Origin of the sequence: Tenacibaculum sp. XPcli2-G, from assembly GCF_024124505.1 — a bacterium.
Classification (GTDB): Bacteria; Bacteroidota; Bacteroidia; order Flavobacteriales; family Flavobacteriaceae; genus Polaribacter; species Polaribacter mesophilus.
Genome location: NZ_JAMXSH010000004.1, coordinates 38,420 through 53,642, shown reverse-complemented (window position 1 = coordinate 53,642; position 15,223 = coordinate 38,420). Strand labels below are relative to the sequence as shown.

Genomic DNA, 15,223 nt, shown 5'->3' with positions numbered 1-15,223 from the left:
AGAAAGAGGCAAAGTTTCTAAGAGTTATAGAAGCAAAGTGAAAAAGAAAAGTATAAAATGAAAGAGAAAACACGTATAAAAACATTCAGAGATTTATTGGTTTGGCAAAAATCGATGGGTTTTGTAACAGAGGTTTATAAAATGTCTAATAATTTTCCTAAGGAAGAAGTTTTTGGACTAACTTCACAAATGAGAAGAAGCGCAGTTTCAGTACCAAGTAATATTTCTGAAGGGTTTGGAAGACAAAGTTTAGGAGATTTTATTCGGTTTTTAAATATTGGAATAGCTTCGTTGTTTGAATTACAAACGCAACTTGAAATTTCTTCAAACTTAGCGTATATTTCAAAAGAATCTTTTGACAGGCTTTATGAAGAATCAAGAGAGATAGAAAGAATGTTATCAAGTTTAATAAGAAAGCTAAAGGAAAAACGATAAAAACTATGCAACTTTGATATAGTAACACTATTCAACTTTGAAACTAAAAAAACTAGCATCTTTAAACCTCAGGAACTAATGATACTTTGCAGCTAAAAACACTTTGCATCTTAGAATCTCTGAAACTAGAAACACTTTGCAACTAAAAAGAAAATGACTAAACAGATAGAAGAAAGCCTTGAGAAAATTCCAGTAATAAACTGGCTCGTAGCCTTTGGAAAGAAAATTAAAATTCCGGGGTTAGAAGGAATGTCTTTGTATGATGTACTCGAAATGTATGTTATCGGTATTGTAAAAGGAGCATTAACAACAAGGGCAGGAGGTATTGCTTTTAGTTTCTTTATGGCAATCTTTCCATTCTTATTATTCATTTTAACACTCATCCCATACATTCCAATTGATGGGTTCCAAGACGGACTACTCTCTTTAATGCAAGAAGCGTTACCACCAAAAACCTTTGAAGCGGTAGATTTTGTGATAAAAGATATTATTAACAATCAGTACGGAGGATTGTTATCATTCGGTTTTTTAGCCTCTATTTTTTTAATGACAAATGGTGTAAACGCGATATTTGGTGGATTCGAATATTCTTACCATGTAACAGAAATGAGAAGCGTTTTTAGAGCTTATTTTGTTTCCTTAGCGGTATCATTACTCATGTCTTTCTTCTTAATTGTAACGGTAACATTGATTATTTTTTATCAAATAGCGCTAACAAGAATCCATAAAATAGGATGGCTAAATACAGGAGATTTAGATTTGTTTTACTACGGAAGAGGTTTCTTGTTTTTAGTAATGATTTTTACCATTGTATCGCTACTTTTTAGATACGGAACCAAACAAGGGAAAGAAGTAAAATTCTTTTCACCAGGTGCTATTTTAACTACCGTAGTATCTATGTTTACTTTTTACTTATTTGGAATTTATGTAGTAAAGTTTGCGCAATACAACCAACTATACGGTTCAATTGGTACCCTGTTAATTTTAATGCTTTTTGTGTGGTTAAACGCAATTATTCTTCTCCTAGGCTTTGAGTTAAATGCTACAATTTATCGTTTAAAACGTAAAAATAAAGCGAGAGTTAAATAACATTTTTCTTCATATTTTTTCGGATATTTGCAGGCTAAATAGAACAATAAACAATTGTCAATTAACAACAATCATAAACTGATTACTGGTAATTGATAAATGATAATTAAAAGAATATGAAACCAGGAATCCCAAAAGGAACAAGAGATTTTTCATCAACGGAAGTAGCAAAGAGAAACTATATTTTTAATACGATTAAACATTCGTTTGAAAATTTCGGATTTCAACCTATTGAAACGCCAAGTTTTGAAAACTCTTCTACATTAATGGGAAAATATGGAGAAGAAGGGGATCGATTGATTTTTAAAATCTTGAATTCTGGTGATTATTTAAAGAAAGTAGATGAAAACTTATTGGCAGATAAAAACAGTCAAAAAGTTACGTCGAAAATTTCTGAAAAAGCATTGCGCTACGACTTAACAGTACCGTTTGCACGTTACGTAGTACAACACCAAAACGAAATTACATTTCCATTTAAACGTTACCAAATTCAACCAGTTTGGAGAGCTGATAGACCTCAAAAAGGACGTTTCCGTGAGTTTTATCAATGTGATGCTGATGTAGTAGGAAGTACTTCACTATGGCAAGAAGTTGAATTCGTTCAATTATATGATACCGTTTTTAGTAAGTTAGGATTAAATGGTACGACTATCAAAATCAATAACCGAAAAATCTTGTCTGGAATAGCTGAGGTAATTGGAGCATCAGACAAATTGATTGATTTTACAGTGGCTTTAGATAAGTTAGATAAAATAGGAAAAGACGGTGTGGTTAAGGAGATGTTGGAGAAAGGAATTTCTGCTGAAGCCATTGAAAAAGTGGATCCGTTATTTAACTTTTCAGGAAGTAATCAAGATAAGTTAGCTTCTTTAGAGGCTATGTTACAAGGGTCGGAAGAAGGATTGCAAGGAGTGGCCGATTTAAGAACTGTGGTTGATAATGTAGAAAGTATTGGGCTAGATTCAGCAAGCTTAGAATTAGATGTAACCTTAGCTAGAGGATTAAACTATTACACAGGTGCTATTTATGAAGTAGCAGCACCTGAAGGTGTAAAAATGGGTTCTATTGGTGGTGGAGGTCGTTATGACGACTTGACAGGTATTTTCGGTTTAAAAGATGTTTCTGGAGTAGGAATATCTTTCGGATTGGATAGAATTTACTTGGTGATGGAAGAATTAGGACTGTTTGAAGCAGTAGAATTGCCAAAACCTAAAGTATTGTTCTTAAACTTTGACGAAAACGAGAGTTTAGATAAAATAAAAGCCATAAAAGCATTAAGACAGAACAATATTAAGTCAGAAATGTATCCAGATGTGGCAAGCAGTAACAACCAGCAAAAAAAGCAATGGAAGTATGCTACAAATAGAGAAATAGAGTTTGTAGTTACAACTGTTGAAAACGGTACGCTTGTTGTTAAAAATATGTCTACAGGAGAGCAAACTACTTGTTCTTTAGACGAATTGATAAATAAAGTGCAGTAAATTACCAACAATGTTGTAAATTTGCGCCCTACTAATTTTAGATAGAAATGTTTGAAGTGAACAACAACAAAATGAATGACGATAGAATTGACGAAATAGGAGAGAACCACATTGCTACGTCGGCTAAAACACCTTTACGTGCAGATGCTTTCGATATTTCTGACGACGAAAAAATAGAAAGAATTCAAGAAAGTGTTAAAGAAATTCTTGAAACTCTAGGAATGGACTTAACAGACGATAGCATGCAAGGTACTCCTAAAAGAGTTGCAAAAGCTTTCGTAAATGAGTTGTTTATGGGTTTAAACCCAAAAAACAAACCAAAGGCATCAACATTTGACAATACATACAAGTATGGTGAAATGTTAGTTGAAAAAAACATTATTGTATATTCAACATGTGAGCATCATTTATTACCAATTATTGGTAGAGCACATGTGGCGTATATTTCAAATGGTAAAGTAATCGGTTTATCTAAGATGAATCGTATTGTAGAGTATTACGCTAAGCGTCCGCAAGTACAAGAGCGTTTAACAATGCAAGTAGTACAAGCTATGCAAGAAGCATTAGGAACGCAAGATGTTGCTTGTGTTATAGATGCTAAACATTTATGCGTTAACTCACGAGGAATTAAAGATATTGAAAGCAGTACAGTAACTGCTGAGTTTGGTGGAGCATTTAAAAACAAAGAAACCAAGCGTGAATTCTTAGATTACATAAAATTAAACACTGATTTTCAATAGAAAATAAGTTGTAAATAAATTACAAAGCTCATTCTTTAGAATGAGCTTTTTTTACTTCTAGTAAAAAAGTATAACAAGAGAACTCTCAACCTTAGTTGAGAGTTTTTTGTTTTTATCTATACCTAAATTAGTTTTTAACTAATTGAAATACAGTGTTATTTACGTTTAGTTAAAACTAAAACCTTTGGTGTTAACAATTCTGTTACGCTATAATAGCAATTCGTAAAAGTTTTCTTAATGTTTAAAAGTTTACAAATAGTAAAATAATATAGTGATTTGCAATATTAATTTTAATAATTGTAAATAATAAACCAATGAATAATTTTAAACTTTTACTAAGTTCACTATTTGTTCTTTTTACATGTAGTGCAGCTTTAGGTCAGGGGGCTACTATTGTTGGAATAGTAAATGATGGAAATTATCCTTTGCCTGGTGCTAGTGTTATGTTGTCGGGAACAACAAAAGGCGTTAACACAGATTTTGATGGAAATTTTGTGTTGTCTAATGTCAAAAAGGGGGAAGTTACCTTAGAGATATCTTACATAGGTTTTGAAACAAAAAGAGTTTCAATTAACACGAATGTAAAGAAAAATGTAGGTGTAATTATGTTAGTACCATCTAACCAAAATTTAGAAGAAGTAATTATTACCTCTTCAGGAAGAAGAAACAGTGAAGCAAGAGCATTGAGTATTCAAAAGAAATCAATGAGTATAATGAATGTAATTGCAGCAGATGGAATAGGGAAATTACCAGACAGAAATGCAGCGGAAACGGTACAACGTATTCAAGGATTATCTATTGAAAGAGATCAAGGAGAAGGACGTTTTGTATCAGTTCGTGGATTGCCGCCATTCTGGGCTTCTACAACAATTAACGGAAACCGTATTCCTACCGCAGAAGAAGAAACAACTTCAAGAGCTACTGCTTTCGATTTTTTCCCATCAGAGTTAATCTCATATGTACAAGCAGCAAAAGCATACACACCAGATATGGAAGCTGATGGTATTGGTGGAGGAGTAAACTTTATTACACAAACAGCACCCGCAAAAAGAGTTTTAAACGTAAATGTTGGTGGTGGTTATAATGAAAAATCTGGAGAGCCTATTTACAATGCTTCATTAACGTATGGAGATAGAAGTAAAGATGGAAAGTTTGGATTTATTGTTAACGGTTCATATTGGAATAGAAATTGGGGAACGGACAATTTTGAAGCAAGAAGAAAAGGAGATGAAGGTGTATTTAGAATGGAGTTAAGAGATTACAACGGTGTAAGAATAACCAAAGGGTTAAACGGAGCGATGGAGTATAATTTTACACCAGAACATAAAATGCACTTTAGAGGAGTGTACGGAACATTGTCAGATACCGAAACACATTATAAGCATAGAGTACGTTTTGATAAGTTTGATTCGGGAACAAACACAGCAAGAGTTGAGTTACAAAATATTTACAATGAACTAATTACTGAAATGATTGGTGGTGAAATTGGAGGGAGACATATTACAGGTAATGGTAAGTTTGATTGGAGTATTGCTAATTATAATAATGAGTTTAGATACGGCGGAATTCCAACAGAGCAAGACAAGAGCTACTATGTAGTGAAGTTTAAGCAAGATGGAGTAGGAATGAAACCTGAATATTTACAGAATAGACCGGAAGCAGATGGTGGAGCTGGAGACGATAGAGCTTATTGGAAAGCAGATGGTGGATTGTTAGACTATAACGATACAGATGCTTTATTTGGTTTCTTTAGCGATCCTTCATTTAAAATGGATGCGTCTCAAATGTCGTTTGCAGATTTAGAGTTGTATAAAATATCAATTAAAGAGCGTGACAATATTGTAGCGTCTTTAAACTATGAACATACTTTTAATGATAACTTTAAAATAAAAGTAGGTACTAAGTTTAGAGATAAAGATCGTAGAGCTAAGTTTGAGGACGTGTATTATGGTTGGGATGAAGTAAACGCAGGAATAACACCTAATTTGTCAGATTACTCTCAAAATATCATAGAGCAACCAGGGAGAGCTGATTTTTTAAACGAAATGGGGTCTAATATTCAGTCTACTTTTGGGCCAGTATTATCAGAACAAGGAATGGTAAACTTCTGGAAAAACAATAAAAACAACCTAATTGTTTTAGAAGGAGATTCAGAAATTTTACAAAACGGTGGAGGTTTAGGAAGAAACTTTAATGTAGATGAAACTCATTTATCATTCTACGGAATGGGAACCTTAAAATTATCAGATCAATTTACGGTATTGGGAGGTTTACGAGCTACCAAAACAGAAACAGAGGTAAATGGATATGTTTGGGATGCAGATCAAAGCCAATTAAATGCTGTAAGAAATGTAAAAGACTATTGGGCAGTATTACCAATGTTACATGTAAAATACTCACCAAAAACTGATTTAAACATTCGTTTTGCTGCAACAAGAAGTTTCTCAAGACCAAACTTTGGAGATATTGCTCCTGGAGGTACCTTTATCTCATTTGATAACGAGTTTAAAGGAGGGAATCCAAACTTAAATCCTACATTCTCATGGAACTTTGATTTATTAGGAGAGTACTACTTTAAAAATGTAGGAGTAATAAATGCAGGTATTTTCTATAAGTCAATTACCGATCCTGTATTCAACGATACGTACCAGGGTACTTACAACGGAAATACAGGAGTAGAGTTTAGTACACCGGTAAATGGAGCAGACGCTTGGATTGGTGGTATAGAATTAGGGATTAACAAACGATTTGACTTCTTACCAGGATTCTTACAATACTTCGGAACTCAGTTAAATGCAACATTTATGGATTCTGAAATGACAAAACCAAGTGGAAGAAAAGTATCTATTGCATACCAAGCTAACACTTTATTTAATGCACAGTTATTCTTTGAAAAAGGAGGATTCAATACACGATTAGCCTACAACCACAAAGGAAGCTATGCAATTGGGTTTGGAGAAAGAGACATTGATGATATTTACTATGGAAAATACAATACACTAGATTTTTCAGCCTCATATCAAATAGGTAAAAACTGGACCATTTTTACAGATGTAAATAACCTATTAAACAATCCCTTAATCTATCATTATGGAAAAACTGAGGACCGTCCTAAGCAAGTAGAATTCTACGGTATAAAAGGAAGCATCGGTGTAAAGTATAATCTGTAATGAACTTGTTTTCTGTTTATAAATGCAATGCGGGCTCTCATTTTTATGAGGGCTTGCATTATTAAAAAAGTTAGTATGAATATAAGATTTATAGCAAGAGCCTCTATAGCAGCTTTCGGTACGTACTTTTGTATGTACGCTTTTCGAAAGCCATTTACAGTAGCCACTTTTGCCGATGAAAGTTTTTGGGGAATTGATTATAAAATTCTCTTGATAATAGCCCAAGTAGTAGGGTATACATTATCAAAGTTTATAGGAATTAAAGTCATTTCCGAAATGAAATCAAGGAAGAGAATGCTAGCTTTAGTTAGCTTTATTCTATTTGCAGAAGTAAGCTTGTTAGGTTTTGCTATAACTCCCGCACCCTACAATATCTTATTCCTGTTTTTAAATGGATTGCCCTTAGGCATGGTTTGGGGAATTGTGTTTTCTTATTTAGAAGGAAGAAAAGCTACAGAATTATTAGGAGTAATCTTGTCTTCGAGTTTTATAGTTTCTTCAGGAGCTGTAAAATCAGTTGGAAAAATAGTGTTGGATAGTTTTGGATTTAACGAATATTGGATGCCTTTTATAACGGGACTGTTTTTTATAATTCCGTTGATATTTTTTGCTTGGTTACTAGAAAAGTTACCCAAACCAACAGCAGAAGATACACGACTTAAAGTAGTACGTAAACCCTTAGATTCAGCTGGAAGAAAAAAGTTATTCAAAGAATTTTCAGGTCCTTTAATACTTATCGTTTTCTTTTTTATGCTACTCACAGCATTAAGAGATTTTAGAGACAACTTTGCCCGAGAAATCTGGGATTCTTTAGGATACAAAGACGCTTCAATTTATAGTATTTCAGAAATTCCTATAGCCATTATTGTACTCATTATTTTAGGGGTAATAGGAAGCATTAGTAAAAACTACAAAGCATTTGTATACTATCATTATGTGTTGTTTGTATCGTGCTTAGCAGTGATTATTAGTACTTATTTATTTCAATACAACGAAATTTCAGCATTAACATGGATGATTATTTCTGGTTTAGGACTGTATAGTTGCTATGTGCCTTTCAACGGAATATTTTTCGACCGCATGATAGCTACTTTTAAAATAAACGGAAATGTAGGATTCTTAATCTATATAGCTGATGCTTTTGGTTACTTAGGAAGTATATTAATTCTATTATATAAAAACTTCGGAAAAGGAGATATTTCATGGCTAAGCTTTTTTACATACGCACTTTACATTTTAGCATTTATAGGAATACTTATAACACTATATAGCTTTTACTTTTTTAAAGCTAAAAAAAACAAAGAACAAAAAATAAATCAATTAGTATATGAATCATAAATATGACCTTATTGTTGTTGGAGGGGGAGTTTTAGGAACTTTTCATGCCTATCATGCTGCAAAGAAAGGGTTGTCAGTAGCTATTTTAGAAAAAGATAACAAACCACAAGGAGCTACCGTTCGTAATTTCGGACAAGTAGTACCTTCAGGGATGAATCAAAAATGGCAAAACTATGGAAGAGAAAGTTTAGCTATTTATAAAGAAATTCAACAACAGTTTGATGTTTCTATACGTCAAAACGGAACTGTATATATCGCATCAAACGAAGAAGAAGTTCAGTTAATAGAAGAATTGCATCAAATTAATAAAAATAATAGCTATACGTCACAGTTGTTAACCAAAGAACAATGTTTAGATAAATATGCTGGCTTGCGAAGTGATTACTGTAAAGCAGGGTTGTTTTTTCCTGAAGAAGTAACTGTGGAGCCTAGAGTTATGATTCTTCGTTTACATGAGTTCATGAAAAAAGAATTGAATGTAACAATACACTATAATACTAACGTGATTGCTACAAATAATGTTACCAGTGGTGTATCAGTGTTAACATCAAATTCCGAAGAATTATTGGCGTCAAAAGTAATCGTCTGCAACGGAAGTGATTTTAAGACATTGTATCCGTCAATATATAATGAAAGTGATTTAATTGTATCTAAGCTACAAATGATGCAGACGAAACCACAGAAGAATTACCAATTAGACGGATCTATTTTAACAGGATTGACTATTAGAAGGTATGAAGCTTTTGAAGAGTGTGCTTCATGGAATGTGATAAAAGCTAAAGAAGATCCGAATTCGTTTGAGAAAAAATATGGAGTACATATTTTATTTAAGCAAGCGACAGATGGTTCTGTTATTTTGGGTGATTCACACGAATATGCAACAGCAAAAAATATAGACGATCTTGGATTTGACTTGAATGAAGATATAGATAACTTCATGATTCAAGAAGCTAAAAAAATTATCGATTTACCAACGTATGAAATTCAACATCGTTGGGCAGGATTTTATAGCCAATGTAAAACCAAAGACCTTTTCGAGCATTCGGTAGGAGAAAATATACACATTGTAACAGGAATTGGAGGAAAAGGAATGACAGGTAGCGCAGGCTTTTCAAAAGAAAGTATTAATAAATTATTTTAAGTAAATAGATGTTAGAAAATATTAAAATGGTTGTTTTTGATATGGCAGGAACAACAGTAGATGAGCAAAATGTAGTGTATAAAACTTTACACAAAGCATTAAATGCACACGGAGTAGCAGTTGATTTAAATACCGTTTTAAGAATAGGAGCAGGAAAAGAAAAACATCAGGCTATTAAAGATGTTTTAGTTGAATTCATGCCAATTAAACTGGGGCATTCTGAAGCAATATTTGAAGAGTTCAAAAAAATGTTAGATGAAGCTTATGAAAACTTAGAAGTAAAGCCTATAAAAGGCGTAGAGAATGTATTGCTTAATTTAAGACAAAAAGGAATAATAGTAGTTTTAAATACGGGTTATAACAGACAAGTAGCAGACAAGCTGTTAGAAAAATTAGCATGGGACAAGAATATACATTACGATATGTTATTAACAGCCTCTGATGTAGAAAAAGGACGTCCTCATCCAGAAATGATACAAAAAGCAATGGAAACATTTAATATAACTGATGCTAGTTTTGTTTTAAAAGCAGGAGATTCAGCCATCGATATTGAGGAAGGTAAAAATGCAAATTGTGGTGTAACCATCGGTGTTTTATCAGGAGCACAAACTAAAGAACAGTTAGAAGTCCAAAATCCAGATTATATTTTGTTGTCTTTAAGTGAGTTAGTTTAATAAAATGTAAATGATATGTTTGCTAAATATATCTTTAATGTTAGCTAATTTATCTTTGTATTAAGACTCGAAAACTGCCTTTCAAAAGTTTACTAATAATGTATTTTTGATTAATAAATTAACTATTAGTAAACTTTTTAAAATGAAAACCAATTATTTAGTAAAGCTAAGCGCTTTAATTTTATTGTTCGCATTGTCGAGCTGTCAAGAGAACAACTTGGATGAGGTACCCAAAAAAGAAGGAAAACTAGAACGACAAACAAAATCTTCTTTAAAGAAGAAGGTACTTGTTGTAGGCTTTGATGGAATCCAGTTTGAGAAAATTGCAGGAACTTCCACTCCAAATTTAGATAAGCTTAATATTGTAAAAGGGTATGCGGGAGGAATCGATAATACTTCTTCTGAACAAAAAACAAGTAGTGGACCGGGGTGGTCAACTATTTTAACAGGTGTTTGGGTAAACAAACACGGAGTTACAGACAACAATACTTCTCATATTTCGAAAGCTAAAAGTGTTTTTCAATTAATTAAAGAATCAAATTCAGGGCTAAAAACTGCTAGTGTTGTTACTTGGGGACCTATTCATGATTTCTTTAGAGAGCAACTGAATTATATTGATTACCACTCAAAAAGTGGAGGAGATGAAAATTCGGTCACAGGAGCCATTCATGCAATTAATAATGAAAATTCAGACGTGGTTTTTGTGCATCTTGATGATGTAGATGGTGTAGGGCATTCTTTAGGTTTTGGTAGTGCTTATAATAAAGCTATAACCAAAGCAGATGAGCAGTTTGGTAGAATTGTAGCTGAGGTAGAAAAAAGAACGAACGAAGATTGGTTAATATTAGTAGTAACAGATCACGGAAGAGGTTTTGGAGGATTTAACCATGGAGGACAAACAACGCAAGAAAAAACAATTTTTGTAGGAATGAATAAAGAAGGAAACGCTGAATTTAATTCCCATGTATCAAATGTTCCAAATCAAGATTTTGGCGGAATTTACGGTCATGTTGCACAAACAGCAATCGTTCCTTCTATCTTAACTCACTTAAATATCCCGATTCAAAAAGAATGGCAATTAAATAGTACTTCTTTAGTAGGGAATGTGGGTACTAGGAAGGTAATGATGCAAAATACCAATACAGTTTATTGGAGTTCTAACGCATCTAACAATGTTGATGTTTATAAAAACAATGCATACGTAGCAACGGTACCTGCTTCACAAGGATATTTTACCGATGCTAACAATTCTAATGGAAGTATTAATTACACCCTATTACTTGATGGACAAACAGGTTCTGTGGCTTATAATAATTCTCAAATAATAGCAGGATTAGATTGGAATGATTTTGCAGACAATAGAGCTTATTTTTTTAGAAGTGACAATAGTTATATACGTTATGACAAACTGTTAGATAAGTCTGATGATGGTTATCCAAAAGAGGTAAACAACAGTACTTGGCCAGGGTTAGGGGAGTATAAAGATTTAATTAGTGCAGCTTTTAAATGGCATAATCATAAAGGATATTTCTTCTTAAAAGATGGAAGGTATTTACGTTACGATATGAATAATGATTCTGTAGATGCGGGATATCCAGCAAACATAACAAATGGAAATTGGCCTGGGTTGGAACCATACAAGGATAAAATTGTGGCAGCTTTTAAAAGGAATAATAGTAGAGCTTATTTCTTTTTAAATGATGGAACTTATATAAGATATAGTATAACAAATGACTCTGTAGATTCTGGGTACCCTGTAGCTATTACCAATGGAAGCTGGCCAGGGTTAGGAGATTACGCAACAAAGATTACAGCAGCTGTAGATTGGGGTGTAACTTATTGTTATTTCTTCCTTGATGATAATACATACATTAAATATAACAAATCAACAGATAGTGCAGTGTCAGGTTATCCTAAAGAGGTTAACAATAGCACTTGGCCTGGATTAAAAAATTAAAAGATTAAAATAAGTAGGGTGTGTGAGCACCCTACTTAATTATTTTCTGAATAAAAATATAGTACCAACATGGTACAAGGTGTTTGAGTACGATTAACAGGTACGTGAGGAAGTCTTCCGTCAAAATACAAAGAGTCACCTTCTTTAACTGTAACTTCAACATTATCGATAAGGTATGTGCATTCACCACTCATAATGTATTTAAACTCCCAGGCATCAGTAATTACCTTTTCTCTTTTAGAATTGGGAGATACAGTTAATAAAACAGCTTCAAAACCAACGGCATTTAAACTTTTACCAAAAATTTGATAATACGTAAATCCTTCAGCTTCTACTTCTTTTTCTATTAATTGCTGTTCCTCTTTTTTAATATGAATATATTTTGAACCAGTTTTTTTCTCAACTCCTTCAAAAAAAGTACTGGCATCTATTTCTAAAGCACTTATAATTTCTAATAAAACAGGTAAAGATGGAATGGTTCTTCCGTTTTCTATTCTTGAAATTAGACCATTACTTACTTGTGCATTGGTTGCTAAAGTATTGATAGTAATATGTTGCTTTTTTCTAATTTCTTTAATTCGTTTTCCTATTCCGATTAAAAAATTATCCATAAATATTTACTGATTTTTTCTTAATTTTTTAACGCCATCCACTATAAACCAAGAAGCAAATAATACTCTAAAGAGTAGAAAAATATATTGGTTTTCGGTTGTAAAGCTGAATAAAAGTCGATACACTTCTCTTTTTTGAAAAAAGATGGAAAATGTATTAATTAAAATAAATATACCTATGAATAAATATATAAAAGGAAGTACTTTTCTCACTATTTAACAGGGATTTTAATTTCGTATAGTTTTCTACTACGGTTGTTTAATTTGTTTTCACGTAACCAAGAGTTATGTAGCTTAAGCTCTTTGTAGGTAATTCCGAATTTTTTAGCAAATAAAGCAATATTACTAATAGCAGTATCTACTTTAACAGTATAGGTTTCTGGTAGTGTATATAAATCTTCTTGGTCAAAAACAAAACCGTATTCCTTAGGGTTTGAAATAATTTCTTTCAAGGCTAAAATTCTAAACACATAACGCTCAGTTTCATCTGGTAATAAAGCATCATAATAACTGGTTACACCTTGAGCATCTAATCTTTTAGAAATACCATAATTACCTGCATTGTAGGCTGCTGCTGCAAGTGTCCAGGAACCGAAACGTTCTTTTGATTTCTTTAAATATTCAGCAGCTACTTTAGTAGATTTTTCAATATGGTAACGTTCATCAACATTACTATTAATTTCTAATCCATATTCTCTTCCTGTTTGTTTCATAAAATGCCACATACCAGCTGCTCCTACATGTGATGTTTCATCAATGAATCCACTTTCAGCCAAAGCTAAAAATTTAAAATCGTCAGGTAAGCCATATTTTTCTAGTAGAGGTTCTAAAATAGGGAAGTATTTATTAGCACGTTTTATTAGTAACAATCCATTAGATTGCCAATAGGTGTTTACTAAAAGCTCGCGATCCATTCGTTCTCTAATGTCAGGTTTTTCAATAGGAACTCGTTCTCCAGCTAAATTTAAATCGTTAGGTAGTTTTAAAGCTTTAACCTCATAGCTTTCTGCCACATTTTTAATGGTAGGTTCGTTTGATTTACTTATAGTATTGGTGAATAAAATTCCAACAAATACTATAGTTAAGATAGATAAGAAACGGATTGATTTGTTCATTTGTTCTTTTAGTTTTTGTCAAGTTGTGTAATGGTATTAATCCATCAAAAAACATTCCTTTTTTAGTATTTCAGAAATAGTTTTTGCTTTGTTTAAAATCATTACATGTGTTCCATTTTCAATTTCAATTGAATTTTTAATATATTTTATAGGAAAAACTTCATCTTTTTTTCCATGAATATGTATTATTCCAGGAATTGATTCTTTTTGTTTCCAATGTAATACGTTGTATATAGCCCATTGCAAATACTTTTTATCTCTTATGGATAAATATATTTTGTATAACTCAGCTCGTTTTTTTAAATAATCATTAAAAAAGTAGCGTTCGTAACTTTCAATATTTGAAATAACTTTTGAAGGGAAAAGTTTATAGGCTTTTGTTACTTGTACTAATTTAAAACGTTTGGGAAACTCTTTATTGTTTTTAACGCTAGAAATTATAATTATTTTTTTACAATCAATAATTTTACTCATCTCTTGTACGATAATTCCCCCAAAAGAGACCCCAATTAAGATAGGGTTTTTATGTTGGATTTTAGCACATAATCGTTCGGCATATTCTTCAATACTTTCATCGATAGATGTTGGAAGCATCCAATCTAAAAAGTGTAATTCAAAATGTTCTTCTGGTAAAGAAATACGCTCAAATATTTTGGTATTGGCAGCTAAACCAGGAACAAAATATAAGTGAGTTTTAGGCATTATTCAATAAACTTTTTGTCTAATAAAATACCATCTATATATTCATGTATATCAATAAGTTCATCAGGAATATCTTTCCATAAACGAATTAAAATTTGTTTTCCATCATGAACTATGTAAGTGCTAGATAAATCAGGTATTCTAGGATTGTTATAAGCGTCTTTAAAATTTTTAAAATCCTTTTTAGTAAGTTTTTCGTTTAACTCCTGTAGTTGTTTTTCAGAAAGCGTAAATTTCTGAATACCTTTTACAAGTACATATTCTACTCCGTTGTAAACAACGTTTCCTTCTTTATCAATGGAAACAGTATATACTGGACAGTCACCAAAACATTGAGTTTTAGTAATTCTTAAAAGATTGTTTTTTTCTTCGGAAATAATGTTAGTTAATTTTTCATCGGTGTTGGCATCAATCAATCTGAACTCACCACTTTCTTGTAATTTATCAATCCAAAAATCACGTTTCCCTTCTGGAACTTCAACAATACCTATTTTTGAAGCACCTGTTTCATAAGCCATTTTACTCCAAGTTAAACCGCTATTTTTTATAAGTGATTTTACATCATCAATACTTTTAGCGTTTTTAAGAACAACAATCAGTTGATTTTGAGAAGCCATAGGTTTAGTAGCTTCTTCTTTAGCAATTATTACTTTTTCAGTTGGCTCTGTTAATTTGGTTTCAGAACCTTTTTTAGGAATACCACAAGAGATTCCTAAGGCTAAAAAAGAGTATAATAAATACTTCATAGGTAGTTTTTTTGATTGAGTGAA

General features: G+C 32.2%; 13 protein-coding genes. 9 read left to right on the top strand and 4 right to left on the bottom strand.

Annotation, left to right across the window (positions count from 1 at the left end):
• Positions 1-57: 57 nt before the first annotated feature.
• The 9 genes from NH341_RS11180 (at position 58) to NH341_RS11140 (ending at position 12,025) form a co-directional block, all read left to right on the top strand.
• A complete protein-coding gene (locus NH341_RS11180) occupies positions 58-435 on the top strand; it encodes a four helix bundle protein (protein ID WP_253056904.1) in 378 nt (125 codons plus the stop codon).
• Between the two features lie 153 nt (positions 436-588).
• A complete protein-coding gene (locus NH341_RS11175; RefSeq protein WP_125068335.1) occupies positions 589-1,524 on the top strand; it encodes a YihY/virulence factor BrkB family protein in 936 nt (311 codons plus the stop codon).
• Positions 1,525-1,640: 116 nt separating this feature from the next.
• A complete protein-coding gene (gene hisS / locus NH341_RS11170) occupies positions 1,641-3,005 on the top strand; it encodes a histidine--tRNA ligase (protein WP_125068333.1) in 1,365 nt (454 codons plus the stop codon).
• A 71-nt stretch (positions 3,006-3,076) separates the two neighbouring features.
• Positions 3,077-3,745 (top strand): GTP cyclohydrolase I FolE, encoded by a 669-nt coding sequence (gene folE, locus NH341_RS11165; protein WP_371875264.1) that lies wholly within the window; start codon positions 3,077-3,079, stop codon positions 3,743-3,745.
• Positions 3,746-4,059: 314 nt separating this feature from the next.
• The gene (locus NH341_RS11160) at positions 4,060-6,915 is read left to right on the top strand and encodes a TonB-dependent receptor (protein WP_253056902.1); all 2,856 of its coding nucleotides are present in this window, start codon (positions 4,060-4,062) and stop codon (positions 6,913-6,915) included.
• A gap of 75 nt (positions 6,916-6,990) precedes the next feature.
• Positions 6,991-8,253 (top strand): DUF5690 family protein, encoded by a 1,263-nt coding sequence (locus tag NH341_RS11155; protein WP_253056900.1) that lies wholly within the window; start codon positions 6,991-6,993, stop codon positions 8,251-8,253.
• Complete coding sequence (locus tag NH341_RS11150; RefSeq protein ID WP_167714136.1) at positions 8,243-9,394, top strand: TIGR03364 family FAD-dependent oxidoreductase; 1,152 nt, start codon at positions 8,243-8,245, stop codon at positions 9,392-9,394. Before NH341_RS11155 ends, NH341_RS11150 begins: the two co-directional genes overlap by 11 nt.
• 8 nt (positions 9,395-9,402) lie before the next feature.
• A complete protein-coding gene (locus NH341_RS11145) occupies positions 9,403-10,068 on the top strand; it encodes a phosphonatase-like hydrolase (protein WP_253056898.1) in 666 nt (221 codons plus the stop codon).
• Positions 10,069-10,210: 142 nt separating this feature from the next.
• Entirely contained in the window at positions 10,211-12,025 is a 1,815-nt protein-coding gene (locus NH341_RS11140; protein ID WP_253056895.1) for a hemopexin repeat-containing protein, read from the top strand.
• Between the two features lie 35 nt (positions 12,026-12,060).
• Here NH341_RS11140 and NH341_RS11135 read toward each other — a convergent pair whose 3' ends face one another.
• From NH341_RS11135 to NH341_RS11120, 4 genes are all read right to left on the bottom strand, one after another.
• Positions 12,061-12,636, bottom strand: a complete 576-nt coding sequence (locus NH341_RS11135) for an XRE family transcriptional regulator (protein ID WP_047790475.1) — start codon at positions 12,634-12,636, stop codon at positions 12,061-12,063.
• A gap of 212 nt (positions 12,637-12,848) precedes the next feature.
• The gene (locus tag NH341_RS11130; RefSeq protein ID WP_047790474.1) at positions 12,849-13,751 is read right to left on the bottom strand and encodes a lytic transglycosylase domain-containing protein; all 903 of its coding nucleotides are present in this window, start codon (positions 13,749-13,751) and stop codon (positions 12,849-12,851) included.
• 36 nt (positions 13,752-13,787) lie between these two features.
• Positions 13,788-14,453 (bottom strand): alpha/beta hydrolase, encoded by a 666-nt coding sequence (locus NH341_RS11125; protein WP_253056892.1) that lies wholly within the window; start codon positions 14,451-14,453, stop codon positions 13,788-13,790.
• Positions 14,453-15,199, bottom strand: coding sequence for a DUF6438 domain-containing protein (locus tag NH341_RS11120; RefSeq protein WP_073184812.1), 747 nt, complete (start codon positions 15,197-15,199; stop codon positions 14,453-14,455). The genes NH341_RS11125 and NH341_RS11120 overlap by 1 nt, the downstream gene beginning before the upstream one ends.
• Between the last annotated feature and the right edge of the window lie 24 nt (positions 15,200-15,223).